General features: G+C 69.1%; 22 protein-coding genes. 9 read left to right on the top strand and 13 right to left on the bottom strand.

The window, feature by feature from the left end:
• Nucleotides 1-4 precede the first annotated feature (4 nt).
• Both EDD27_RS52500 and EDD27_RS52505 read right to left on the bottom strand, forming a co-directional pair.
• Nucleotides 5-706: a DUF4344 domain-containing metallopeptidase gene (locus EDD27_RS52500; RefSeq protein ID WP_127940147.1), complete on the bottom strand. Its 702-nt coding sequence runs from the start codon at nucleotides 704-706 to the stop codon at nucleotides 5-7.
• Nucleotides 707-846: 140 nt separating this feature from the next.
• Nucleotides 847-1,584: a hypothetical protein gene (locus EDD27_RS52505; RefSeq protein WP_127940148.1), complete on the bottom strand. Its 738-nt coding sequence runs from the start codon at nucleotides 1,582-1,584 to the stop codon at nucleotides 847-849.
• Nucleotides 1,585-1,773: 189 nt separating this feature from the next.
• Here EDD27_RS52505 and EDD27_RS52510 point away from each other — a divergent pair, with 189 nt between their 5' ends.
• Nucleotides 1,774-2,646 carry a PfkB family carbohydrate kinase gene (locus EDD27_RS52510; RefSeq protein WP_127940149.1) on the top strand — a complete coding sequence of 291 codons (873 nt, stop codon included), beginning with the start codon at nucleotides 1,774-1,776 and terminating at the stop codon, nucleotides 2,644-2,646.
• Here the strand turns inward: EDD27_RS52510 and EDD27_RS52515 are convergent.
• Nucleotides 2,643-5,864 carry a discoidin domain-containing protein gene (locus EDD27_RS52515; RefSeq protein ID WP_241564724.1) on the bottom strand — a complete coding sequence of 1,074 codons (3,222 nt, stop codon included), beginning with the start codon at nucleotides 5,862-5,864 and terminating at the stop codon, nucleotides 2,643-2,645. The genes EDD27_RS52510 and EDD27_RS52515 overlap by 4 nt on opposite strands.
• Before the next feature lie 283 nt (nucleotides 5,865-6,147).
• On the opposite strand from EDD27_RS52515, the gene EDD27_RS52520 reads away from it, so the two are divergent.
• The 6 genes from EDD27_RS52520 (at nucleotide 6,148) to EDD27_RS52545 (ending at nucleotide 12,465) form a co-directional block, all read left to right on the top strand.
• Nucleotides 6,148-7,137: a LacI family DNA-binding transcriptional regulator gene (locus EDD27_RS52520; RefSeq protein ID WP_127940151.1), complete on the top strand. Its 990-nt coding sequence runs from the start codon at nucleotides 6,148-6,150 to the stop codon at nucleotides 7,135-7,137.
• A 296-nt stretch (nucleotides 7,138-7,433) separates the two neighbouring features.
• Complete coding sequence (locus EDD27_RS52525) at nucleotides 7,434-8,744, top strand: ABC transporter substrate-binding protein (RefSeq protein ID WP_241564725.1); 1,311 nt, start codon at nucleotides 7,434-7,436, stop codon at nucleotides 8,742-8,744.
• 11 nt (nucleotides 8,745-8,755) lie between these two features.
• The gene (locus tag EDD27_RS52530; protein WP_127940153.1) at nucleotides 8,756-9,616 is read left to right on the top strand and encodes a carbohydrate ABC transporter permease; all 861 of its coding nucleotides are present in this window, start codon (nucleotides 8,756-8,758) and stop codon (nucleotides 9,614-9,616) included.
• Nucleotides 9,613-10,539 (top strand): carbohydrate ABC transporter permease, encoded by a 927-nt coding sequence (locus EDD27_RS52535; protein WP_241564726.1) that lies wholly within the window; start codon nucleotides 9,613-9,615, stop codon nucleotides 10,537-10,539. Before EDD27_RS52530 ends, EDD27_RS52535 begins: the two co-directional genes overlap by 4 nt.
• A 4-nt stretch (nucleotides 10,540-10,543) precedes the next feature.
• Nucleotides 10,544-12,052 carry a glycoside hydrolase family 13 protein gene (locus EDD27_RS52540; protein WP_127940154.1) on the top strand — a complete coding sequence of 503 codons (1,509 nt, stop codon included), beginning with the start codon at nucleotides 10,544-10,546 and terminating at the stop codon, nucleotides 12,050-12,052.
• Between the two features lie 35 nt (nucleotides 12,053-12,087).
• Nucleotides 12,088-12,465 (top strand): hypothetical protein, encoded by a 378-nt coding sequence (locus tag EDD27_RS52545; RefSeq protein ID WP_127940155.1) that lies wholly within the window; start codon nucleotides 12,088-12,090, stop codon nucleotides 12,463-12,465.
• Here the strand turns inward: EDD27_RS52545 and EDD27_RS52550 are convergent, their stop codons facing one another.
• The 9 genes from EDD27_RS52550 to EDD27_RS57570 all read right to left on the bottom strand — a co-directional run bounded on the left by EDD27_RS52550 (nucleotide 12,466) and on the right by EDD27_RS57570 (nucleotide 21,728).
• A complete protein-coding gene (locus EDD27_RS52550) occupies nucleotides 12,466-13,380 on the bottom strand; it encodes a phosphotransferase family protein (RefSeq protein ID WP_127940156.1) in 915 nt (304 codons plus the stop codon).
• A complete protein-coding gene (locus EDD27_RS52555; RefSeq protein WP_127941536.1) occupies nucleotides 13,377-14,372 on the bottom strand; it encodes a LacI family DNA-binding transcriptional regulator in 996 nt (331 codons plus the stop codon). The genes EDD27_RS52550 and EDD27_RS52555 overlap by 4 nt, the downstream gene beginning before the upstream one ends.
• Before the next feature lie 21 nt (nucleotides 14,373-14,393).
• Nucleotides 14,394-15,755: a GH1 family beta-glucosidase gene (locus EDD27_RS52560; protein ID WP_127940157.1), complete on the bottom strand. Its 1,362-nt coding sequence runs from the start codon at nucleotides 15,753-15,755 to the stop codon at nucleotides 14,394-14,396.
• Nucleotides 15,752-16,555, bottom strand: a complete 804-nt coding sequence (locus tag EDD27_RS52565; RefSeq protein WP_127940158.1) for a carbohydrate ABC transporter permease — start codon at nucleotides 16,553-16,555, stop codon at nucleotides 15,752-15,754. The genes EDD27_RS52560 and EDD27_RS52565 overlap by 4 nt, the downstream gene beginning before the upstream one ends.
• On the bottom strand, nucleotides 16,552-17,514 hold the full coding sequence (locus tag EDD27_RS52570; protein ID WP_127940159.1) for a carbohydrate ABC transporter permease: 963 nt from the start codon (nucleotides 17,512-17,514) through the stop codon (nucleotides 16,552-16,554). Before EDD27_RS52570 ends, EDD27_RS52565 begins: the two co-directional genes overlap by 4 nt.
• Nucleotides 17,511-18,794, bottom strand: a complete 1,284-nt coding sequence (locus EDD27_RS52575; RefSeq protein ID WP_127940160.1) for an ABC transporter substrate-binding protein — start codon at nucleotides 18,792-18,794, stop codon at nucleotides 17,511-17,513. The genes EDD27_RS52570 and EDD27_RS52575 overlap by 4 nt, the downstream gene beginning before the upstream one ends.
• 175 nt (nucleotides 18,795-18,969) lie before the next feature.
• A complete protein-coding gene (locus EDD27_RS52580) occupies nucleotides 18,970-19,860 on the bottom strand; it encodes a serine/threonine-protein kinase (protein WP_127940161.1) in 891 nt (296 codons plus the stop codon).
• 47 nt (nucleotides 19,861-19,907) lie between these two features.
• Nucleotides 19,908-21,521 (bottom strand): HsdM family class I SAM-dependent methyltransferase, encoded by a 1,614-nt coding sequence (locus EDD27_RS52585; RefSeq protein WP_241564727.1) that lies wholly within the window; start codon nucleotides 21,519-21,521, stop codon nucleotides 19,908-19,910.
• Nucleotides 21,522-21,566: 45 nt separating this feature from the next.
• Complete coding sequence (locus EDD27_RS57570) at nucleotides 21,567-21,728, bottom strand: hypothetical protein (protein ID WP_241564728.1); 162 nt, start codon at nucleotides 21,726-21,728, stop codon at nucleotides 21,567-21,569.
• A 76-nt stretch (nucleotides 21,729-21,804) separates the two neighbouring features.
• On the opposite strand from EDD27_RS57570, the gene EDD27_RS52590 reads away from it, so the two are divergent.
• Entirely contained in the window at nucleotides 21,805-22,575 is a 771-nt protein-coding gene (locus tag EDD27_RS52590; RefSeq protein ID WP_127940162.1) for a PP2C family protein-serine/threonine phosphatase, read from the top strand.
• 172 nt (nucleotides 22,576-22,747) lie between these two features.
• Nucleotides 22,748-23,683: a CHAP domain-containing protein gene (locus tag EDD27_RS52595; RefSeq protein WP_277750862.1), complete on the top strand. Its 936-nt coding sequence runs from the start codon at nucleotides 22,748-22,750 to the stop codon at nucleotides 23,681-23,683.
• 159 nt (nucleotides 23,684-23,842) lie between these two features.
• Here EDD27_RS52595 and EDD27_RS52600 read toward each other — a convergent pair whose 3' ends face one another.
• Entirely contained in the window at nucleotides 23,843-24,892 is a 1,050-nt protein-coding gene (locus tag EDD27_RS52600) for a glucose 1-dehydrogenase (protein WP_127940164.1), read from the bottom strand.
• Nucleotides 24,893-24,937: the final 45 nt, after the last annotated feature.

A 24,937-nucleotide genomic window follows, 5' to 3' on the forward strand; every position in this document is an offset into this window, starting at 1 on the left:
CCCGCTACGTGCCGGCTTTCACTGGGGCCATGGCACCGATGGCCGACCTGACCCGCTTGTACTCGTCGGCGCAGAACGGAGCGCGTGCGGCGGGAACCCAGCCGCCCTTGGCGATGCGGGCGTGCCTGGCGGGGTCGGCGCCGTACAGCAGGCAGGCGAACGTGGCGGACTCCTCCTGCCCCGAGAGGCGGCCGAGTCCGGCATGACTGGCGAGCAGGTGGCGGGCCTCGGCGGCGGCCGGCACCCGCTTCGGCGCGTCCGAGGCGAGCGTCAGCGCGGCGAACTGGTCGGCCCGCGCCTCGCTGTCGGGCAGGCCGTTCATGGCGCCCAGGGCCCGCCCGAGCTGGTGGTGGAAGAGCGCGGTCAGCGCGCCGTCGACACGGCGGTCCGTGGCGCGCGCGTCGGCCTCCTCGGTCTGCGAGATCCCGATCAGCGTGCGGCGGACCTCGCCGACGAGGGAGTAGCAGATCGTGATCCGGCGTTCCGCGCCGTCCCACGTGGCCGACGGCTTGTCGCAGTCGCGGGCGACGACCTCGACCGGCTTGGGCAGTTTGATCCTGGTCTTCAGCGCCTCGCTCTCCTTCAACACCTTCCTGGCCAGCTCGGCGCGGGGCGAGCCGGGGGGCTCGTACCGCACGGTCAGGTCGGGTGCAGGGGCCGCTCCCAGCGTGCTCGTCAGGACGAGGGCGAGGAGGGAATGCGGCATGCGGGGGCTCCTTCCAGGGCGATCACGACAATGGGACTGTCCATGCGGCGATCAGGTGATCGATAAACCTGGGAGAAGGTAAAGGATCCGGACAAGCCGAAGGCCCGGCCCCCGAGGGGACCGGGCCTCAGCGTGGTGGATCAGCGACGCCACCAGGAGCCGTAGACCCGCACGTAGTCCGTGCGGCTCTTGGCGCCCTCGAGCTCGTCGTCACCCGCGTACACGGCACGGAACGTGCCGCTCTTCCACGCCTTCGTCTTGGCGTAGAACTTGCCGCCATGACCGGTCCAGTCGGAGGCGACCCACTTCCAGGCGCTGGAGCCGTTGGCGCGGTAGTAGACGTTCACCTTCTCGCCACGGACGCCCTCCCAGCCGTTGTCGTCAACGACGAGGCGGCCGGAGAAGTAGATCGACTTGCCCTTGCGGACCTTGTACGGGTCGGCGCGGAAGCTCCAGATGGCAGTCTCCGCCTTGCCCTTGTTGATCTCGACCGCGAAGAACGCCTCGTCCTTGGCGATCTGCTTGCCGGCGCCGTCGAAGGCCACGGCCGTGGCCTTCCACTTGCCGTCAGGGTCGTTCTCGTTGAAGCCGATCGCGAAGCGCCAGCCCTCGAGGTCCTTGACGTCCTTGGTCCGCATCGTGCGGAAGCCGTCGTCGGCGGGAGCGACGCTCAGTTCGACCTTCTGGACGTCGGAGCTGGCCCCGATGTCGAAGTAAGCAGTCGTCTCCGCGCCGGCCTCCACCACAACCGGGTTCGGCGTGATGTCGCGGATCTTGAGCTGCGTGTCTGCCTTGGTGGCGGAGGCGGCCCCCGCCCCCGACACCAGCATGGCCCCGCCCACGAGGGCGGAGACGATACCTAGTGCGATTCTTCTCATGAGGGTGCTGATTCCTCTCCCCGTATCACGTTGAAGCCGGCCTGGGGTGGCCGACTTCCTCTACTACTTTGAGGCACAGAATAGGGAAAAGGTTGGCTAAAGTTACAGAAAAAATTTGATCACGGTCGCAACCTGGACTTATGCGAAAAAATCCGTTTTAGGTTGACTTGACCCACTACAGTCTGGTCCATGACCGACGTCTACACGCTGGGCGAGCCGCTCGGCGTCGTCTCCAGCGGCCGGGTTCGCCACGAGAGCGAGGCCAGGCTGGATGTGTGCGGGCCGGAGTTCACGCTGGCCGTGGCGCTGGCCAGGCTCGGTCACTCGTGCGCGTACCTGGGCAAGGTCGGCGACGACGAACTGGGCGCCAGGGCGCTCACCGTGCTCAGGGGCGAGGGCGTGGACGTGGCGGACATGCGCGTGTCCGAGGGGCTGCGCACGGGGCTGCTGCTCAGGGAGAGCCGGGTGGCCCGCGACCTCAAGGTCACGCACTACCGCACCGGCTCGGCCGGGTCGCGGCTCGCGCCCGGCAACGTGCCCATCGACCGGATAGGCGCGTCGAAGATGTTGCACGTCACCGGCCTCACCGCCGGCCTCGGCATAGACGCGCTGGACGCCGTACGCGCCGCCGTCAGCGCCGCCAGGAACGCCGAGGTGATGATCTCCTTCGCCGTCGAGTACGTCCCCGAGTTGTGGCCGTCGGTACGCGAGGCCGAGGAGACCCTCAGCGAGCTGGCCTGCGCCGCGCATCTGCTCTTCCTTCGCCAGGACGAGCTCGACCTCGTCAAGCCGGCCCTCACGCCGGAGCGGGAGGTCGTCGTGGACCGCGGCGCCAAGGGGGCCAGCGTGCGGGCGGATCGGATGCGCTACGACGTCCAAGGTTGGCAGGTGCCGATCGTGGACACCGCGGGCGCGGGGGAGGCGTTCGCCGCGGGCTACATCAGCGCCGCCCTGGACGGTCTCACCCCGCAGGAACGCCTGTACCGCGGGGCGCTGCTGAGCGCCGCCGCGGTGACCAGCGTGAGCGACTGGCAGGGGTTGCCCACCAGGGCCGAGCTCTAGTTGACGGTGAGCGTGAACGTCGAGGTCGTGTTCTTGACGTTCTGGTGGTTGTCACTGAACCGCACGCCGTTGAAGGTGGCCGCGCCGACGGCCGGGCCCTCGCCCGGCTCCGGAAGCTCGTTCACCCAGATGCCGAAGCCTGACTTGGCGTCGAAGGCGTCGCCGCTCTTGCGCGCCCCGCTGATCGACACGTTCGTGAAGACCGTGTCCCGCACCGGGTTGAGCGCCTGACCGTTGACGTAGTCGGTCTGGAACATGATCCCGTGGTAGGTCGGGTCGACGATGTCCAGGTTGGTGATCCGGATGCCCTGGAACACCTTCGACGCCGAGTACAACCACATCGCCGGGAAGGTCTGCTGCCCCCAGAAGTGGCCGCCCGCCCGTACCAGTGAGATGTTGTCGAACGTCGTGGGCGGGCTCGCACCGAACCCGTGCATCGGGATCCCGAAGTCCAGCGAGCTGATCGTCACGCCCGAGTAGACCAGGGTGTCCGCCACGTAGATGTTCCTGAAGGTGTTGTCGTAGCCGCCGTAGACGGCCACACCGGCGGCCCGCCAGGTGAGCAGCGAGGTCAGGTTCTCGTAGACGTTGCCGTGCTGCTCGCCGGGGTTGTTGTCGGTTGCCGAGAACAACGCGAAGCTGTCGTCGCCCGTGGACCTGGTCTCGATGTTGGTGACATGGTTGCCGGTGCTGCCGTTGGTCATGTTGAGCCCGTCGGCGAACACGTCGCGGATGCGTGAGTTCTTGATCGTCATGTTGTCCGTGTTCGAGCCCCAGTACATGCACACCTGGTGCTCGACCCAGATGTTGTCGATCGTCATATCGGCCACGTTCGAGAAGTCGAACACCTTGCCAGGACCGTCGATGCGCGAGGTGTAGTTGCCGAAGTAGGCGAAGCTCGCGAACGCCGAGCCGTTGGCCGAAGCCTCCGTGCGGAAGCCGACGTCGGTGTTCTCCTGGCCGGACGGGGCGTGGAAGCGGGTGAACCACGGTCCGGCGCCGACGACCTTGATCGGCTTGCCGTAGACGTGGAACTTGGAGGAGGTCTGGTAGTCGCCCGCGGGCAGGTAGACGCCGGTCAGGGTGGTGTCCATGCGGGCTCGGTCGAGGGCGTTCTGGACGTCCTGGTGGGTGAACCCGGTCGGTACGGCGTACTTCGCCGGGTCGGGGTTGGCGAGCGGCGTGACCTGCTCGAAGTCGACGAAGTCGATCGCGTAGGTGTGCGGGTTGGCCGCGTCCTTCTGCAGTCTGATCGTGTGGCCGGCCGGGACGGTGGTGCCGAGCAGCAGGTTCGCCTCGTCATAGATGTGGCGGGGCGGGCCTGAGCTCGGGTTGTTGTCCGGGCTGGCCTCTGGGCCGTAGAGCCAGGCGTAGCGGGAGGTCAGGTTGATGGCCTTCAGGAACGTGCCGTCCACATAGACGTTCAGGGTGGAGTCGATGCCGCCGCCGCCCGGGGCGTCCGGCAGCGAGAAGCGGGTGACCAGGGTGTTCGTGGGAGCTTTGGTGGTGAATTCGACGTACGCGCCGGTCTGGTGCAACGTCACCGCGCGCCGTCCCGAGGCCTCGCCGGCGACCGTGCCGATCTCCCTGCTCGGGCCCACGCGGGCCGCGCCGCCGCCGATCGCGGCGTCCTCGGCCTCGTATGTGTCGTAGGGCATGTTCGCGCCGCGGCCCACGAAGAGCGGCAGCTCGCTGGTGTTGTTGGCGCGTTTGACCGGCAGCTCGTTGGCGTCGTCGGCGAGCACGGTCTTGACCGTGTACCTGCCGTTGGCCGCCGTCCACGTGCCCAGCGTGACCGGGCCGGTCGTGGCTCCCGGGGCGATCGCGCCGGTGGCCGAGCCGGTCAGGGTGCGGACGACGGTGCCGGACTCGTTCGTGACGGTGAGGGTGATGCCGTGGGCGCCGCCGCTGGAGGCGATCGTTCCCTGGTTCTTGATCGCCACGGTGAACGTCACCGCGGAGCCCGCGGCCGGGTTGCCGGGGGTCCAGGCGACGGGGGAGGCGATCAGGTCGGCCGTGTCGACCGGCTTCACGGTCAGCGTGCCGGTCGTGGTGTTGTTGGTCTCGTTCTGCTCGATGACCGTGTTGTTCTCGTCGACCTTGGCGGAGAGCTGGTGGGTCCCGGCCTCTCTTGTGCCGATATTCGCCGACACGGTGGTCGACGCCCCTGCGGCCAGCGTGCCTACGCCGGCGCTGCCGACCTTGGTGGTGCCCGCGTAGAAGGTCACGGAGGTCGCTGCGGCGGCCGCGGTGCCGGCGTTCCTGACCGTGGCCGACAGCGTGATCGCGTCGGTCTCCACCGGCGCGGCCGGAGCCGAGGCCAAGGTGGACACGGTCAGGTCGGGGTTGGCCGCGGCGGTGCCGAAGATCTGGAACTCGGCCACCTGGCCGCCCGGCGCGCCGGAGTTGGCGGTGATCTGCAGGCGGACGTCGGCGACCCTGGCGGTCACCGGGATCGTCACCGAGTTCCCGGTCGCGGGGTCGAACGTGTAGGCGGCCGAGGGGACCAGTGTGGTGAAGCCGGTCGCGCTCTGCTCGCGGCCGAGGACCTGGATGGTCTGCGTGCGACTGGCCCACACGGGGTCGGGATTGAGCGTGAGCGTGATCGACGTCAGGTCGGCGTTCGCGCCCAGCTGCACGGTGAGCGTGTTGGGGTAGGCGCCGCCTTCCCAGTAGGTCTGGACGTTGTTGTCGTTGGCGTTCGCGGCCGCGTACGTGTGCGTGTGCGAGGAGGCGGAGATCGGTTTGCCGAGGGCCAGGTTGGCGCCCGTGTCCGGAGCACTGCCCCAGACCTCGAACTCGGACAGCTGACCGGCCGGCCAGCCAGCGTTGGCGGTGATCTGCAGCCGGACGTACCGGGTGGTCGTCCCGGTGACAGTGACGGTCGCGGCCGGGTTGAAGGTGTAGGTGGCCGAGGCTGCGATGGTGGTGAAGCTGGAGCCGTTCGTGCTGCCCTGGACGGTCAGCGTCTGCGTCCGGCTGGGCCATCCGGACGGGAGCTTGAGCACGAGCCTGTTGACGCTCGCGGCCGTGCCGAGATCGACCTGGACCCACTGCGGGAAGGCGTTGTTGGCCGACTCCCAGTAGGTGGCCTGGTTGCCGTCGGTCACGTTGGCGGCGGGGTACACGTCGGTGTGGCTGCTCGCGGTGGCGGTCTTGCCGGCCGCGAGATTCGTGTCGGCCGCGGCCTGGGCAGGCGCGGCCCAGGGAGCGGTCACGAGTCCGATGGCTAACGAAAGGGCGGCTAACAGAGCTCTCATGGGGGTGGCCCTTCGGCGGGTACGGCGGATGGCCGAACCATAGGATGTCGAGCAGATGGCCGCAATATTTCGATGAGATTGCGCAAATCCACGACTAACAGGAGGTGTGAGCTTCCGTCCGTCGGTGCTGGTCAGAAAGCGGATGGGAGCCGGAAATCCGCTGTGGGCGCCGCGCAAGGCGTGACGTTCGCTCAACGTAAGCCATTGCAAGCGCTTGCGTGCCAGGCCGTATAGTTTGCGCATGACACGACGACTCGCAGAGGTGGCGAAGAAGGTCGGAGTGAGTGAGGCGACCGTCAGTCGCGTGCTCAACGGCAAGCCCGGGGTCTCCGACGCGACCCGCGAGGCCGTGCTGACCGCGCTCGACGTGCTCGGCTACGAGCGCCCCACCCAGCTGCGCGGCGACCGGGCCAGGCTGGTCGGCCTGGTGCTCCCCGAACTGCAGAACCCGATCTTCCCCGCCTTCGCGGAAGTGGTCGGCGGCGCCCTGGCGCAGCAGGGCTTCACCTCGGTGCTCTGCACGCGCACGGTCGGCGGTGTCTCCGAGGCCGACTACGTGGACCTGCTGCTCCAGCAGCAGGTCAGCGGCGTGGTCTTCGCCGGCGGCCTGTACGCGCAGGCCGACGCCGCGCACGGGCACTACGAGCTGCTGCACGAGCGCAAGCTGCCCACGGTCCTGGTCAACGCGGCCGTCCAGCACCTCGACTTCCCGCAGGTGTCGTGCGACGACGTGGTGGCGGCCGAGATCGCGGTCGCGCATCTCCGCGCGCTCGGCCACGAGCGGATCGGCATGGTGCTCGGGCCGAAGGACCACATGCCGTCGCGGCGCAAGCTGGAGACGTTCCTGGCCGAGGGCGGCGACGCCGGGCTGGTCGAGCACACGATGTTCTCGCTGGAGGGCGGCCACGCGGCCGCCGCCAGGCTGGTCAAGCGGGGTGTGACCGGCGTGGTGTGCGCCAGCGACCTGCTCGCGCTCGGCACCGTGCGCGCGTCCCGCCGTGCCGGGCTCGCCGTGCCCGGCGACATCTCGGTCATCGGCTTCGACGACTCGGCGCTGATGAACTGCACCGAGCCGCCGCTGACCACGGTCCGCCAGCCGATCGACGCCATGGGCAGGGCCGCGGTGGACCTGCTGGTGGCGCAGATCGACAAGGCGGCGGTGCCGGCGGACGAGCTGCTGTTCGAGCCCGAACTGGTAGTCCGCGCCTCCACCGCCCGAGCCACCACCTGACGCCCGCCCCGCCGCGGCACCCAGCGGACGGATCCCCGGCCCTCACCCATCCCTCCCACCGAAGGACCTCCGCCTGTGCGAGCGGTGGGAGCGTCGCGCTCTGCCTCCATCCTTTCCCTCAAGGGACCCCGGCCCGTGCGGAGGTCACGGGTACTACGGTAGGCGCGTAACTCAGTCGTTATCTTGCAATAGGCAGTCGAAATATTGCGCACTTCGGTCGCCGATCCTATGGTGTGGGCACCTCGCATCAGAAGGGTCAGACCATGCGGAGATCCACCGGCCTCTTAATCGCATCCGTGATCGGCGTCTCGGCCACCGCCTGCGGGTCCAGCGAAGCGCCCTCGTCGTCATCCGCGAACTCCGTGACGATCACGGTGGCCTGCCGGCCCGCCAAATCCGCGCCCAAGGAGCGGCAGGCCTGGAACGCGGACGTGGCCGAGTTCATGAAGGCGCACCCCGGCGTGACGGTCAAGAGCACGGACCAGCAGCCGTGCTTCGACCCCAAGACGTTCGGCCCCAAACTGGCGGGCGGCCAGATGGAGACCGTCTTCGTGGTGCCCGTCACCAACTACGACGACGTCATCGCCCAGGGCCAGGCACTCGACGTCACCCCGTACACCAGCACGATCAAGAACTGGAACGACCTGCGCCCCGACGTACGCGAGCTGGTCACCAAGGACGGCAAGGTGTACGGCGTCCCCAACGTGCACTACAGCGTCGGCCTGGTCTACAACCGCGCCCTGTTCACCAAGGCCGGCCTCGACCCGAACACTCCGCCCAAGACGTGGGCCGAGGTCCGCGAGGCGGCGAAGAAGATAGCCGCTCTCGGCCCCGGCTTCGTCGGCTACGGCGAGTACTCCGGCGGCAACACCGGCGGCTGGCACTTCACCCAGGCCATCTACGGCCGCGGCGGCGCCATCCTGACCCCGGACAACAAGAAGGCGGCGTTCAACTCGCCCGAGGGCAAGGCCGTGCTGCAGAACCTGCACGACATGCGCTGGGTCGACAACAGCATGGGCAGCAAGCTCCTCGTCGGCTGGGAGTCGCTGATGATGGCGATGGGCAGCGGCAAGGTCGGCATGATGCTCGGCGCCCCCGACGTGGTCACGGACGTGGTCAACAAGTTCAAGGGCAACGTCGCCGACTACGGCATCACCGGCTTCCCCGAGGCCAAGGCGTCGCTGAGCGGCGGCGAGGCGTACATGATCAACCCGAAGGCCACGCCCGAGCAGGCCAAGGCCGGCATGGCGTGGATCGACTTCCGCTTCAACACCGTCGGCAAGGGCCGCTTCGACTTCGCCCGCGGCAAGGCCAACGGCAACCCGGTCGGCGTGCCCGACAACGACGTGTACGGCGACTCGCCCACCGGCAAGGCCATCCAGGCCGACCGGGTGAAGAACGCCTCGCTGCCGGTCACGAACTACGAGCCGTACGTGCAGGCCGCGGCCACCATCCCGCCGAAGGCCGAGCCCGTGCACGCGCAGGAGCTGTACGCCATCCTCGACGTGGTCATGTCAGGTGTGCTGAGCCGGAAGGACGCCAACATCGACCAGCTGCTGGCCGACGCCGAGACCAAGACCAACACGATGCTGGCGGCCAAGGGCTGACCTTGAAAGACATGGTGAGGCGCAATCTGACGGCCTACGGGTTCCTCTGCGCGGCGCTGTTCTGCTTCACGGTGTTCGCCTGGTATCCGATGGTCAGGGAGTTCATTCTGAGCTTCCAGAAGACCGACCTGATCAACCCGCCGACCTGGGTGGGACTGGACAACTTCAAGGCCGCCGTCCAGGACCCGGCCTTCGGCGAGGCCTGGCTGAACACCGTGGAGTTCACGGTGCTGGCACTGCTGTGCGGCTATGCCGTGCCGTTCGTCGTCGCGCTCGTGCTCAACGAGCTGCGCCACGCCCGCGCCTACCTGAGGTTCGTGGTCTACCTGCCGGTCATGCTGCCGCCGATCGTGGCCGTGCTGCTGTTCCAGTGGTTCTACGATCCGGGGCCCGGGCTGTTCAACCAGATACTCGGCTTCTTCCATCTGCCGCCGCTGGCCTGGCTGGACAGCTCGTCGACCGCGCTGATCTCGCTGGTCCTCGTCTCCACGTGGATGAACATGGGCAGCGCGACCCTGATCTACCTGGCCGCGCTGCAGAACATCCCACCCGAGTTGTACGAGGCCGCCGAGCTCGACGGGGCCGGGATCCTCAAGCGCGTCCGGCACGTCACGATCCCGCAGACGCGGCTGATCCTGCTGCTCATGCTGATGCTGCAGATCGTGGCGACCATGCAGGTGTTCATCGAGCCGTACATGCTCACCGGCGGCGGCCCGGAGAACGCGACCGTGAGCGTGGCGTACCTGATGTATCAGTTCGCCTTCTCGCAGATGAACTACGGCCAGGCCGGGGCGCTCGGCATGCTGCTCATGCTCGCCCTGCTCGTCTTCGCCGCCGTCCAGCTCCGCACCACCCGGGAGGACAAGCCGTGATCGCCATCGGCGCGGACGTGGCGGCCAGGCGCAGACGCAAGAGGGCGCCGAAGCCCATTCACGTGCAGTTCCGCACGATCGTCTCGCCGCACCAGCTCAACAGCCGGTGGGGGCGGCGGATCTACTGGCTCGTCCTGGTCGCGGTCGTCGTCCTGTTCACCCTGGCCTTCGTCTTCCCGCTCTACTGGATGATCACCGGCGCCATGAAGACGCCGGAGGAGATCGCCGAGATGCCGCCGACGCTCTTCCCTGAGGATCCGGCGTTCGGCAACTTCTTCGAGGCGTGGGAGCTGTTCGACATCGGCACGCTGCTGGCGAACACCGCCTACTACTCGCTGGGAGCCTGGCTGTTCTGCATGGCGGTGGACGTCACGGCGGCGTACGCGCTGTCGAAGCTGCGGCCGATGTTCGGCAACGTCATCCTCGGCGCGATGCTGGCCACGCTGATGATCCCGCCGATGGTGATCCTCATCCCGCTCTACGTCACCATCGTGGACCTGGGATTGCTCAACAATCCATGGGGGTTGTGGTTCCCCGCGGCGGCCAACGGCTTCAACATCTTCCTGCTCAAGCGGTTCTTCGACTCCATACCGCGGGAGCTGATCGAGGCGGCGCAGATCGACGGCGCGGGGCCGCTGCGGGTCCTGTGGTCGGTGGTGCTGCCGGTCTCCAGGCCGATCCTCGGTGTGGTGTCCATCTTCACGATCGTCACCGCGTTCAAGGACTTCGTCCTGCCGCTGCTGGTCATGACCGACAGCGAGAAGATGACGATCAGCGTGGGCCTGTCGCAGACGGCCGGGGCGGTGACCCAGAACCAGGTCATGGGCGGCCTCGTCATCGCCGGCATCCCCATGATCATCGTTTTCTTCGTCTTCCAACGGCACATCATGGCGGGACTCACCGCCGGGAGCATCAAGGGATGAGCGCATGTCGCAAACGTGGTGGCGGGGGGCCGCGATTTACCAGGTCTACCTGCGGAGTTTCGCCGACGGGAACGGTGACGGCGTGGGTGACCTCGCCGGCCTGCGCTCCCGCCTGCCGTACCTGAAAGACCTCGGGATCGACGCGATCTGGCTCAACCCGTGGTATCCGTCGCCGATGGCCGACGGCGGCTACGACGTGGCCGACTACCGCGACATCGAGCCGGTCTTCGGCACGCTGGCCGAGGCCGGGCGGTTCATCGAGGAGGCACACGAGCTCGACATCAAGGTCATCATCGACGTGGTGCCGAACCACAGCTCGACGCGGAGCGCCTGGTTCCAGGAGGCGCTGGCGGACCCGGCGGCCCGCGACCGGTTCTGGTTCGCCGACGAGCCGCCGAACGACTGGCAGTCGATCTTCGGTGGGCCGGCCTGGACACAGGTGCCCGACGGGCAGTGGTACCTGCACCTGTTCGCCCCCGAGCAGCCCGACTTCAACTGGGCCAACCCCGACGTGCACCGGGAGTTCGAGGACGTGCTGCGGTTCTGGTTCGAGCGCGGCGTGGACGGCTTCCGCATCGACTCGGCGGCCCTGCTGTTCAAGTCCGACACCGGCTACGAAGACCTCGACGAGGTCCACGACGTCTACCGCCGGTGGCGCGAGGTGGCCGACGAGTACGGCGAGCGCGTCCTGATCGGGGAGGTCTGGCTCCCAGATCAGGAGCGTTTCGCCCGCTACCTGCGCCCCGACGAGCTGCACACGGCGTTCAACTTCGACTTCCTGTCCTGCCCATGGGAGGCGGCCGAGCTGCGCCGCGTGATCGACCTGACCCTGGCCACCCACACGCCCATCGGCGCCCCGCCGACCTGGGTGTTGTCCAACCACGACGTGACCAGGCCGGTCACCCGTTACGGCCGCGCCGACACCGCGTTCCAGCACGGCGGCCGCCTCCACGGCGCCCCGTCCGACCTGGAGCTCGGCTACCGCCGCGCCCGCGCGGCCGCGTTGTTGTCGATGGCGCTGCCCGGCTCGGTCTACGTCTACCAGGGAGAGGAGCTCGGCCTGCCGGAGGTGGAGGACCTTCCTGACGAGCTGCGCCAGGACCCGATGTACGCCAGGTCCGGCGGAGCCAACCCCGGCAGGGACGGCTGCCGTGTCCCGCTGCCGTGGTCGGGGGAGGAGCCGCCGTTCGGCTTCGGCGGCGGCACGCCCTGGCTTCCGCAACCCGAGGGCTGGCGCAAGCTGACGGCCGAGGCCCAGCGTACGGACCTGGGCTCGATGCTCAACCTGTACCGCACGGCGTTGCGCATCCGCAGGGAGTCGCTGGGGGACGGGACGTTGACCTGGCTGCCGACGACCGGCCAGGTCCTCGCCTTCCGCCGGGACTCCGGCCTGACCTGCGTCACCAACCTGGGCCCCGAGCCGATCGGCCTGCCCCCGGGCACGGTCGTCCTGGCGAGCGGCCCTCTGGAGGACGGCGCCCTGCCTGCCGACACCACGGTGTGGCTGGCGTGACGTACGGCTGATCATTGCCCAGCCAGAAGTCCCGCATGGGTCCGGCCGAGACCGGCAGCGCCACGAAAGGCTCCCCGGTGACCTCGGCGAACGCGACCACGGCATGGGAGGCGAGCCGGCGCCCGGCAGGCAGCGCCACCCACCGGTCCTCCGTGCTCACGACCGTCCAGGAGCAGCCGCCGTCGCCGGGGCATGGGCAGCCAGGCGACGGCCACGTCGACCTGCCCGTCGCCCAGGCCCACGGTGGGGTCGCGCCACGGCACCGGATGACGCGCGCAACGACGAGCTGGCCAAGGGGACGGTTGTGGCGATCGAGCGGGCGGGCGGGGAAGCGTACGCGCTGCGGGCCGCCTTCGAGCCGTCGTCCGCATCGCGACGACCACGACGGCGTGGCCGAGGTGGTGCCCGTCTGATCAACGGGTGGCGCCGCTCGGGTCGCGGAGCCACGCCTCGAGCGCCGCCCGCGCCGTGTCCGCCTCCGAGGGGAACCGCAGCGCCCTGACCAGCATCCACAGAGTGCCCTGCAACCCGCGTGCCGCCAGGAAAGCCCGCACCCCCGGATCGCCGGGGTCGGCGCCATAGGCGCGCACGGCCGCCTGCCCGTCGAGCCTGGTCGTGCGGAGCAGGCACGCCAGATCCCAACCGGCCGGCGCGGCCATGGTCTCCTCGAAGTCGTTCCACAGCAGTCCGGAGGAGGTGGCGAGGAGGTTCCCCGGGTGCGCGTCCCCGTGAACGGCCTGCACGGCCCCGCCCTCCACGCGCTCGGCCAGCCCGGCGTGGGCCTCGCGCAGCCGCTCCAGCACGTCTGCCTCGACCTGCCCGTCGAGCAGGTCCAGCAGCCGCAGGGGCTCCTCCAGCACCGGCCAGAGGTACGGCAAGCGGCCGGGAAACCCGTGCAGGGCCTGATGCAGTCCCGCGAGCGCCCGCCCGGCCTGCTCCGGCGTCACCGCGTAGTCCGGGTCGTGCTCGACATGGGTCCAGAAGGACACCACGACCCCGTCCCGCAGATGCGGCCCCGCCGGCAGCAGGTCGCTCGGCGGCACCACCGGCGCGCCCAGCCCGCACAGGTAGGAGACGACCTCCAGCTCCCGCCGCAGCACGTCGGCGGGCCGCGGCCGGCCGAGCGCCGTGACCGTCGGCACCCGCGCCACGATCGGCGCGGGCCGCAGGTGGATCCGCAGGTTGAACGAGTCGTTGAGCACCACGGGCTCCCGAGCCCGCACCCCGTGCTCCGCGGCCACGGCGACGGCGGCGGCCACGGCCGAGCTGTTGGAGATCATGCCGGGCAGGCCGCGGGGAAGGTCCTGGTCGTGGAGGCCACTCGTCAAGCCGACTCCCGGATCACCAGCTCCGTCGGCAGGATCATCGGCTCCGCCGGACCGCCCTCGAACAGGCTGAGCAGCAGCCGGACCATGGCCGCCGACTGCTCGGTCACCGGATGTCTGAGCGTCGTCAGCGGCGGCTCGGTGTATTTGGCGGCCTCGATGTCGTCGAAGCCCACCACGGCCACGTCGTCGGGCACCCGGCGCCCCGCCTGGCGCAGCGACTGCAAGGCCCCGACCGCCATCAGGTCGTTGGCGACGAAGACGGCGTCGATCGACGGGTCGTCGCCCAGCAGCTGGCGCATCGCGACCGCACCCGACTGGCGGGTGAAGTCGCCGACCGCGACGATGGAGCGCAGGTCGGAGTCGCGGAGAACGTTGCGGTAGCCGGCCAGCCGATCCTGGCCGGCGATCATGTCCTGAGGGCCCGCGATCGTGGCGATCCTGCGGCGTCCCTGCTCCACCAGGTGCCTGACGCCGGTCTCCGCGCCGCCCAGGTTGTCGTTGTCGACGTACGGGATGTTCACGGGGACGGCGGGCCGCCCGTACGAGACCACAGGGACGCGCAGGCGCGACAGCGCCGCCGGCAGCGGGTCGGCGCCGTGCATGGAGATCAGCATGACCCCGTCCACGTGCCCGCCCGCGATGTAGCGCTCCACCCGGGCGTGGCTCTTGGCGTTGGACGCCAGCATCAGCACGACCTGCTTGTTGACCTCCTCCAACTCCACCGACGCCGACCTGATCGCCGTGGAGAACCATGGGTCGTCGGAGAAGACCCTGGTGCCGGGCTCGCTGATGACCAGCGCGATGGAGTCGGTGCGCTGGGTGACCAGGCTGCGCGCGGCCGAGTTGGGCACGTAGCCCAGCTCGTCGATCGCGCGCAGCACGGCGTCGCGGATGTCCGGCGCCACCGTCGTCTGCCCGTTGACCACGCGGGAGGCGGTGGCACGCGAGACCCCCGCCCGGGCGGCGACCGCCTCCAGGGTCGGGCGTCTCATAAGGGAACTCACGTGGAAAATCTACAGCCCGTTTCTGGCGATGACGTCGCGATACCAGAGAGCGCTGTCCTTGAGCACCCGGGTCTGCGTCGGGTAGTCCACGTGCACGATGCCGAACCGCCGCCGGTAGCCCTCCGCCCATTCGAAGTTGTCCAGCAGCGACCAGACCAGATAGCCGCGCAGGTCCGCTCCGGCCTGGACGGCCCGCCACACCTCGCGCAGGTGCCCGTCCAGGTACGCCAGCCGGTCGGCGTCGTGCACCCGGCCGTTCTCCACGACGTCGTCGAAGGCCGCGCCGTTCTCCGTGACCATGAGGCCGACCTCGGGATAGTCGTGTGAGAGCCGGATCAGCAGCCGGGACAGGCCGTCGGGGACGATCGGCCAGCCCATGGCGGTCGTCGGCGCGTCCGCCGCGGCGAAGCGCACGTCCTCCGAGCCCGGCCAGGCGGCGTCGGCGGGCAGGCCGGGGCCTGATTCGACGACGCACGGGTTGTAGTAGTTGATGCCGATCAGGTCGATCGGTGCGTTGATCAGCGCCAGGTCGCCGTCCCGGATGTGCTCGGTCCCGCCGTTGCGCGCCGCCGCCTCCAGAACCTCGGCCGGGTACGTGCCGTGCACGGCCGGGTCGAGGAACTGCCGGGTCAGCAGCGCGTGGATGCGGTGAACGGCGGCCGCGTCCGCCTCGCTCGGCACCGCGGAAGGGTCGCCGACCTGGGCAGGCGTGAGCACCGGCGCGGAGTTGACCACCAGCATGACGGTCCCGGGCCGCAGCCGGCGCGCGGCCAGTCCGTGGCCGAGCAGCAGGTGGTGGGCCGAGCGCATGGCCTCGGCCGGGTCGCGGCGGCCCGGCGCGTGCACGCCGTTTCCGTAGCCGAGGTATGCCGAGACCCACGGCTCGTTCAGCGTGGCCCAGGTGTGGACGCGGTCGCCGAGCCGGTCGTGCACGGCCGCGGCGTAGTCGGCGAACCGGTAGGCCGTGTCGCGATTTGTCCAACCACCGCGGTCTTCGAGGGCTTGGGGAAGATCCCAGTGATAAAGCGTGGCATAGGGCGAAATTTCGGCGGCTAGCAGCTCATCCACGAGCTTGTCGTAGAACGCCAGCCCACGCGGGTTGACCGGCCCCGCACCGTCGGGCTGGATGCGCGGCCACGCGATCGAGAACCGGTAGGCCCCCAGCCGCAACTCGCGCATCAGCCCGATGTCGTCCTTGTAGCGGTGGTAGTGGTCGCACGCCACGTCGCCGGTGTCGCCGTCCACGACCTTCCCGGGGGTGTGGGAGAAGGTGTCCCAGATCGACTGGCCCCGCCCGTCCTCCTTGACCGCCCCCTCGATCTGATAGGAGGCCGTCGCGGCTCCCCAGACGAAGTCCTCGGGAAAGATCATCCCTTTACAGCTCCTTGCATGATTCCGCCGATGATGTGCTTGCCGAAGAGGGCGAAGACGGCCACGAGCGGCAGGGTCCCGATCGCGGTGCCGGCCAGGCCCAGCACGTAGTCGTTGACGTACCCACTGGCCAGTGTCGACAAGGCCACCTGGACCGTCGGGTTGTCCGGGGTCAGGACGACGAGCGGCCAGAAGTAGTCGTTCCAGGCCGACATGAACGTCAGCATGCCGAGCACCGCCGCCGCCGGCCGCGCGGCAGGCAACACGACGTGCCAGAACAGCCCCCACGTCGAGCACCCGTCCACCCTGCCGGCCTCCAGCAGCTCGGTGGGCAGCGCGCGCGACAGGTACTGGGTCATGAAGAACACGCCGAACGCGTTGACCAGCGCCGGCACGATCAACGCATAGTTGGTGCCGGTCCACTCCAGCTTCACCATGAGCATGTAGAGCGGGATGATGCCGAGCTGCGCCGGGACCATCATGGTGGCGACCGTGATGACCAGCATGATGTTCCTGCCCCGGAACGCGAGCTTGGCGAAGGCGAACCCCGCCAGCGTCGAGAAGAACATCACGGCGATCGAGATCGACCCCGCCACGATGAGGGAGTTGACCAGCGCGAGCCCGAACGGCACCGTGTCGAAGACCCGCGAGACGTTGGCGAAGAAGTTCCCGCCGGGGATCAGCGGCGGCGGCACCTGGGCCAGCGCCGAGTTGTGCCGGGAGGCCACGACGACGCTGTAGTAGAGCGGGAACGCCGAGAAGAACGCCACCGCGATCAGGGTCAGATAGCGCAGCCTCATACCAGCCCGCCCTTCACCCTGCGGGTGATCAGGAAGTTGATCCCGGCGACGAACACCACGGCCAGGAACATCAGCCAGGACGCGGCCGAGGCGTAGCCGAAGTCGAACGTCGAGTTCGCGAAGCCCTGCTCGTAGACGAACAACGCGAGCGTCTGGAACTGCCGGTCCGGGCCGCCGGTGGCGATGCCGCCCCCGCCGCCGCTGCTCTGCCCGAACAACATGGGCTCGGCGATGATCTGCATGGCGCCGATCGTCGAGACGATGACGACGAAGACGATCGTCGGGCGGATCATCGGGATCGTGATGCTGCGTAGCTGCTTGAAGTTGCTCGCGCCGTCCAGCGTGGCGGCCTCGTACAGCTCGCGAGGGACGGCCTGCATGGCGGCCAGGAAGATCAGCGCGTTGTAGCCGGTCCAGCGCCACATGATCATCACCGACAGGGCGATGTGCGAGGTCGCGGTGCCGGCCGCCCAGTCGATGTTCCCGACGCCGAACCAGGACAGGATCCAGTTGATCATTCCGAAGTCCCGGCCGAAGAGCTGGCTGAAGATCACCACGACCGCCACGACGCTCGTGACGTTCGGCAGCAGCAGCGAGACGCGGAACAACGTCTGGAAGCGCAGCCGCCGGTTGAGCAGGTGCGCCAGCCAGATGGCCAGCGCCAGCTGCGGCACCGTCGACAGCACGCCGATGGAGAGGGTGTTGAAGGTGGCGTTCCAGAAGTACGCGTCCGCCAGCAGCGTCGAGTAGTTGCCCAGCCCGACGAACTCCTGGGTCTCCGACAACAGCGTCCACTCGTGCAGGCTCACCCAGGCCGTGTAGACCAGCGGGAACAGCCCGAAGGCGCAGAAGAGCAGGAAGAACGGCGCCACGTAGGCGTACGGCGACACCCTCAGGTCGAGGGTGTGCCGCACGCTGCGCCTACGCCGTCGCGTGATCGCGAGGGGAAGGGTGCTCATTTGATCTTCTTGACGTCCTCGAGCACCTGCGCCCACGCCTCGTCCGGCGTCTGCTTGCCCTGCTCGACGCGGCCGAGGCCGTTGCCGATGGCCACGCGCACGTCGCCTTCCTTGGGGCCGAGGTGCTGCGGCTTGAGCGCCTTGGCGGCCTCGGAGTAGATCTTGCCGATGGGGGCGTCGCCGAAGAACGGCTTGGTGAAGTTCTGGATCGACGGGTCGTCGTAGAGGGCCGGGATGGACGGGAACGTGCCCTCCTCCTTGAACACCTTCGCCTGGTTCTCCTTGGAGGTCAGGAAGTTGATCAGCTCGGCTGCCTCCTTCGGGTGCTTGCTCTGCTTGGGCACCATGAGGTGCGAGCCGCCGCTGTTGCCTGAGCCGCCGGGCACGGTCGCGATGTCCCACTTACCGGAGGCGTCCTTGGCCTGCTCCTGGATGAAGCCGGTCATCCAGGCAGGGCAGATGATCGTGGCGAACGAGCCCTTGGCGAAACCGGTGTTCCACGGCGGCGAGAAGGCCGCGAGCTTGGCGGTCAGGCCCTCCTGGGTGAGCTGGTTGGACAGGTCCCAGGCCTTCTTCACGTCGGGGTTGGTGCCCACGATGATGTTGTCCTGGGCGTCGTAGAGGCCGACCGGGGCCTGGTTGACCATGGCGCGGAAGATCTCACCGGGGGAGTCCACGAACTTCGCGCCGGCCACGTTCGCCGCGGCGAACTTCTTGCCGGTCTCGATGTACTGCTCCCACGTCGGCCAGAGCGCCGCCACCTCGGTCCGGTCCGTCGGCAGTCCGGCCTTGTCGAACAGGTCCTTGCGGTAGCACATGGCGAGGCCGCCGACGTCGGTGCCGAGCCCGAGCACCTGCGTGCCGTCCTTGCTCAGGCCCTGCTGCCACTTCCAGTCCAGGTAGTCGGCCTTGCGCTGGTCGAGCCCGTACTGCTTGAGGTCGGCGAACTTGCCGGGCTGCGCGGTGAACGTGCTGATGTAGCCGACCTCGACCGCCTCGATGTCCCCCGCGCCCGCGTTCGTGGCCAGCCGCTTGACCAGGTTGCTGTGGTGGTCGTTGAACTGCGTGACGTTCTCGACGATCTCGATGTTCGGGTGGGTCTTCTTGTACTCCTCATAGAGCGGCTTGAAGCCGAAGTCGCCGAAGAGGCCGATGGTCAGCTTGATCTTCTCGCCCGGCGCGGCGCTCGTCGGGGTGGCCGTGTTCCCTCCGCCGCCGCACGCGGCCGTGAGCAGGGCCGCGGCGAGGAGAGGTACGGCGAGCCGGATTCGAGGGGTCATGGAACCCTCCTGTGAAGGAGTCAGGGGATCGGGTGAGAGAGCGCTCTCTCAAGAGATTCCCGAGATTCACCTCGCTCTGTCAACGGGTGTTAGATAACGATCGGTTCACGCGAGAGAGCGCGTTCACGGCCGGTGCAAGGCGCGCGCAGCGGAATCGACGGAGGGGGCAGGGGCTTCAGCCGCTGAGGGCGCGGCCCGCCATGCGGGCGTACATGCGGCCGGGGCTGGGGGCCTTCGTCAGGAAGCCGGGCAACATGGGGAGTTCAACGGCGAACGGGTCGAGCCGCTCGTACAGCTCGTTCGCGTCCGCCGGCCGGTCGCCTGGCTGCTTCTCGAGCAGCTGCGCCAGCAGCGCGCTCAACGCGGTGGGAATGCCCGGGACGGCCGGCGGACGCTCCTTGACCTGCTTCTCGAAGACCATGTAGTCGGTGGGCCCGGTGAAGAGCTGGCGTCCCGTCAACATCTCGTGCAGGACGCAGCCGAGCGAGTAGAGATCGCTGCGCGGCTCGGCGATGCCGTGCTGGATCTGCTCCGGCGCCATGTACGCCGGCGTGCCCAGGATCTGCCCGATCCGCGTGAACGTGGTCACGTCCGCGTCACGCAGCAGGGCCAGGCCGAAGTCCAGCACCTTCACGCTGCCGTCGGGGCAGAGCATCAGGTTCGTCGGCTTGAGATCGCGATGGCAGATCGACAGGGCGTGCGCCGCCGAGAGCACCGCGCACGCCTGGGCCGCGATGGCGGCCGCCCACGGCACGGGCAGCGGCCCGTGCTCGCTGACCACGTCGGCCACCGTCACGCCCTCGATGAACTGCATCACCTGGTAGAGCCGCTGCTCATGGGTGCCGAAGTCGTAGAGTACGGGCGCGCCGGGATGCTCCAGTCTCGCCAGGATGCGGGCCTCGCGGATGAAGCGGCGCTCCAGCTCCTGCTCCGGGCCGCTGGGCACCCTGAGCAGCTTCACCGCGACCCGGCGGTCCAGGTGACGGTCGTGCCCGGCGTAGACCGCGCCCATGCCGCCTTGACCGAGAGGGAGGTCGTCGAGTTCATAGCGGTCACCGATGACCATTCGCCCCTCCCCGCAGCCTTTCACGGAAAATTACTACATACGGAAAGTCAGGACTGAGGGTGCAGGTGGCCGTCCGTCAGGCCGTCGAGACCAAGCCTGATGAGCGTCTGCCCCAGCGTCGAGGTCTTGCGAATGGCGTCTTCGAGCACGGCGAGCTGGCGGAAGGCCTCGCCGTACGCCTTCTGCTCCTTGAGCGACAACCGCGGCAGGCGGGTGCGGCGCACGTCGAACCTGCTGGAGCCGGTCGTGGCCCGGCCACCCGCGGCACGCAGGTAGCCGGCCAGGAAGTCAGGATCCAGCCGGCGCGAGTCCACCCGGTAGAGCGTCAGGTGCGGGCCCAGCACCGCGCCGCCGTCGGCCATCACGCGCACGCTGGAGTAGGAGGCCACCACGTCGCCGGGGCGGATCGTGACCAAGCCCTGCTGCATGGTCGTGAAGCCGGAGGGTGGCGTGCCGTTGAGCACGTCGTCCGCGGTGAGGACCGGGACGTCGCCGCCGTCCGCGGTCATCTTGGGCGGGGCCTGCAACGTGGTCACCAGGCCCTCCTTGATCAGATCGCCCAGCGTGGTGGCGGGCTGGTCGAGCGGCTGCTCCAGGATCTTCAGATCCGGCGGCACGGCGGCGGCCGCCAGGAAACGGTCGCGAGCCTCGGCGAAGGCCCGGCCGACGTCGCCGCGGCGCTGGTGGCGGGCCGGGGTCATGTCGACCTCGTCGGCCAGCAGGTCGATGATGCGCACGCTCTGATCGGAACGGTCCTCCAGGTACGCCCGCCAGGCCGGCTCCACGCTCCCCAGGTCGGCGGTGGCGTCAAGGATGAGCACCTCGGACGGCGGCCGCTCGCCCGCGGCCGGGCGGCGCAGCAGCCACAGGTCCGAGCCGGGAAGCGCCACGACGGCACGCAACGCGCCGGCACGCAGCAGGTTGGCGCGGATGCGGCGGCCCGCCTTGCGGCTCGCGGCGGCCGGGGGCATGAGGATGGCCACCAACCCGCCCGGCTTGACGTGGGTGAGGCAGTGCTGCACCCAGGCCAGCTCGGGCTCGCCGCGCGGCGGCAGGCCGTACTCCCAGCGCGGATCGCCGGTCAGCTCCTCGTAACCCCAGGCCCGCTCGTTGAACGGCGGGTCGCACACCACCGCGTCGGCCCGCTGCCCGGCGAAGCCGTCGTGACGCATCGAGTCGCCGGCCACGATGTCGGCGTCGACGCCACGCAGCCGGAGCCTGGAGGCGGTGATGGCGGCCGAGGTCTCGCTGAGCTCCTGGCCCAGCACCCGAGCCGTCCCGTCGAGGGCCAGCAGCAGCGTGCCGACCCCGCAGGCGGGGTCGAGGACCGTCCCGCCGTCCGTGCGTACGAGCCGGACCATCAGCTCGGCCACGTCCTCGCGGGTGACCGACAGCTGGCGGGAGTGGGCTTCGAGGTAACGCTCGCACAGGAACTCGTACGCGGTCAGCGGGTCGTGCTGCCCCGCCAGCTCCATGACCAGCCCGGCCAGCTCCGGATCGAGCCGGTCCGGTGCGGTGTCCGCCCGGCTCGGACCGTCGCTCAGGGAGGACTCACCGGAGGCCGCGGCCGGCGCGCTCTGCTGCCCGGCCAGCAACGTCCCGGCCTGGGCGACCAACTCGCCCAGCCGCAAATCGCCGGCGGCTTTCAGGCGTTGCCACACCCGATCTCCCAGCGAGACCTGGTAGGACTTCCCATAGCGGCGCAGCTAGGACTCGATCTGACGCAGGGAGAACAACGGCTGGTTGGCGGTGCCGCCGGTGGGCTGAGGGAAGTCGTCGTGGCGGCGGCGCCAGTTGCTCACCGCGGCCCGCCCGACACCGGCGAGCCGGGCGATGTCCCCGGCGTTGACGGTCGGGTCGTGGCTCATGGAGCCCAGAGTAGTTCACAAGAGTCTTCAGCGCATCTGCTTGTGAAGTCTTTCAACCAATGATTTACTGCAGGGTATGAAGCACAACATCCGCTATGCCGCCGGATCAGACGTGGGCCGCCGCAGGGAGCAGAACGAGGATTCCGGCTATGCGAGTGGCCGGTTGCTCGTGGTGGCCGACGGGATGGGCGGGCACGCGGCGGGCGAGCTGGCGAGCTCGGCCGCCATCGCGGTCATGCACGAGCTGGATGCCACGCTTCCCGAGACCGGTGCCGACCTGGAGGCGGCGCTGGAGGGCGCCGTGCAGGAGGCGGGGCGCAGGCTGGTGGAGCTGGCCGACATCGACCCGGCGCGCCGGGGGATGGGGACCACGGTGACCGCCATGTTGTGGGACGGCTACCGGTTCGCCCTGGCTCATCTCGGTGACTCCCGCGGATACCTGCTGCGCGATGGTGCTCTCTACCAGATGACCAAGGATCACACACTTGTGCAGTCGATGGTGGACGAAGGAAGGATCACGGAGGATCAAGCCGCCGTGCATCCCCGGCGCTCGATGGTGTTGCGGGTGCTCGGCAGCGAGGGCAGGGCGGAGCCCGACATGGCGCTGCGCGAGGCCGAGCCTGATGATCGCTACCTCCTCTGCTCCGACGGGCTGACGACCGTCCTCGGGCCCGAGGTCCTGCACGAGGTGCTGACCACGGTGGCAGACCCGGCGGCGGCCGTCCAGCGGCTCATCGATCTGGCCAACGAAGGCGGGTCGCCCGACAACGTGACCGTGATCGTGGCCGACGTGGTGGCGCCGGGCGCGGGGGACGTGACCGTTTATCGCGTGGGTGCAGGCTCCTGACATGCGTGGGCGCTAGTCCCATCTGTCTCAACAGTCACATAGCCGATATTTCGGCTCATTGCAAGACACTTTCTCAGTCATCCGCGCAATTTCTTGACGGCGCTATTACAGTCCATCGTGATTTGCCGGTTTTCTGGGAGGAGTCACCCTGGACCCGATCGCTGACGAGCTGCTGGAAACGGTACGGCAGGAACTCGGCTATAAGGAGAAGGGCGGCCAGTTCACCAAGTTCGGCCAGTGGTACGCGGATCGCGTCCAAGACACCCAGTACCGCAATGCGCCGTGGTGTGACATGTTCCTGGCCTGGGCGGCCGACAAGGCGGGCCTCACCCAATATGTCGGCGAGTTCGCCTGGACGCCGTCGCACGCCGCCTGGTTCATCAAACAGGGAGCCTGGACACAGCGTCCCGAGCCCGGCGCGCTGGTCTTCTTCGACTGGCGCGGCGGCAAAAGCTACAAAGGCATCGACCACGTCGGAGTCGTGGAGCGCGTCGACGGCAAGAAAATCCACACGATCGAGGCGAACGTCGATCGCGTCTGGCTCAAGCGCAAGACCCGGGAGACCGACAAGGTCGTCGGGTACGGTGTGCCGCGGCTGGTCAAGGCCGGTGCGGAGAAGGCCGACGAGATCCGCTCGACCGAGCGGCCCTTCGTCTCGGCGCCACGGTCGGAGCCCGCGCCCGGGTCGCCGCTGGACGTGTTAGGCACGCCGCCCGCCTTATTGGCCGCCATGGTGCTCATGACCATCGTGCTCTCCTTACGCGTCACCGGCCGCCGCCGCGGCACCCACCGCCGCCTGCCCTGGCCATGGAACGCGCCAACCGGCCGGCGCGCCGAGAAGCCGGCACCCCGCCCCACACGCTCCACGTCCCCTATGCGTGACGAGGGCGAGACCCACGAGAAGGCCCCGGTGGGCGTGGCGAAGGCGTTGGCGGGCGCGACCAAGGCGCAGGCCGGCGCCCCCAAAGCGCAACCAGGGACCGCCAAGAAACGCGCCACCGCCACGCAGCCCGACCGCTCCACCAGGAGTCGCGTCCCGGCCGGCTCCGGAAATGCGGCCACCCGGCACTCCAGCCCCACCCGGCGCAAGCCCTACGACCCCACCTGAGCCACCCATCGCTGCCCAGACGTTGTGCCGCCCGCTGGTCGGCAACGCCCTGCCGGCCGAGTGGCCCTGCCGGTCCGCAACGCCACGCCGGGCAGTCGGCAGGGTCGATGCCGGGCGACGCCGGCTGGGCGGCTGCGTCCGTGCTGCCGGGTTGTTGCGCTATGAGGTGAGGTCGATGACGACCTTGACGTCGTCGCCTGGTTCAAAGGCGTCCAGGGCGCGGTCCAGCGGCACCCGACGCGTGATGAGCCGCTCCAACCACCCCGGGTCCGCCTTGGCCAGCGCCGCGGCCGCATCTCTGTAGTGACGCTGGTTGGCGTTGACGGTGCCGAAGACCACGTCGTTCTCCAGCACGATGTCCCGGTTGATCACCCCCGCGTCCACCCGGTGCGTACGCCCGCCGGGCGCGAGGCCGCACAGGCACACGATGCCCGCCGGGCTCGTGGTGATCATGGCGTCGATGACGAGCTGCCCCGCACCGGTGCACTCGATGATGATGTCCGGTTTGGAGGAGGCGAAGGCCTCCAGTGACGACGCCGAGTGGTACGTCCCGCCCAGATCGTCCACCAGCCGCGACTTGAGCCCTTCCGGAGCCCGGTCGAGCACGTGCACCTCCAGCCCCCGCTGCTGCCCGAACAGCGCGGCCAGCAGCCCGATCGGCCCCGCTCCGGTGACGAGCAGCTTGCGCGGTTCGAACCAGGCCCGCGAGCCGATCCGCTCGATCTGCTCCCACGCCTTGGCCACGATCGACGCCGGCTCCATCAGCATGCCGACGCTCTCCAGCGACGGGTCCAGACGCACCGCGTATCCGGCCTCGACGGTCCAGCGCTCGCTGGCGTACCCGTCGATCTCCTTGATGCCGCGCTCGGTGTAGCGGCCGTTGCGGCACATGTCGAACTCGCCGCGCGCGCACGCCGCGCACGGCACAGGATCGGGCCGGCGCACCACGCCGACCACCAGATCGCCGGCGGAGAACGCCGAGCCTTCCGGCACCTCGAGCACCCGGCCGAGCGACTCGTGCCCGATGATCATCCGTTCCTTGCCGGGCGGCGGCCAGCCGTACTCGGCGTCCGCCAGTTCCCTGTCGGTCCCGCAGATGCCCAGCGCGAGCCCTTGGACGAGCAGCTCACCCTTGCCGGGTTCGGGGTCGGGCACGTCCTGCACGTCGAGCGTCCCTTTGTGGCCTGGCGCAAACGTCAGCGCACGCATCCGGCGTCACCTCCTCGCCGGTTTCCTACCCCGCACGTCCTGGGA

Origin of the sequence: Nonomuraea polychroma (assembly GCF_004011505.1) — a bacterium.
Taxonomy (GTDB): Bacteria; Actinomycetota; Actinomycetes; order Streptosporangiales; family Streptosporangiaceae; genus Nonomuraea; species Nonomuraea polychroma.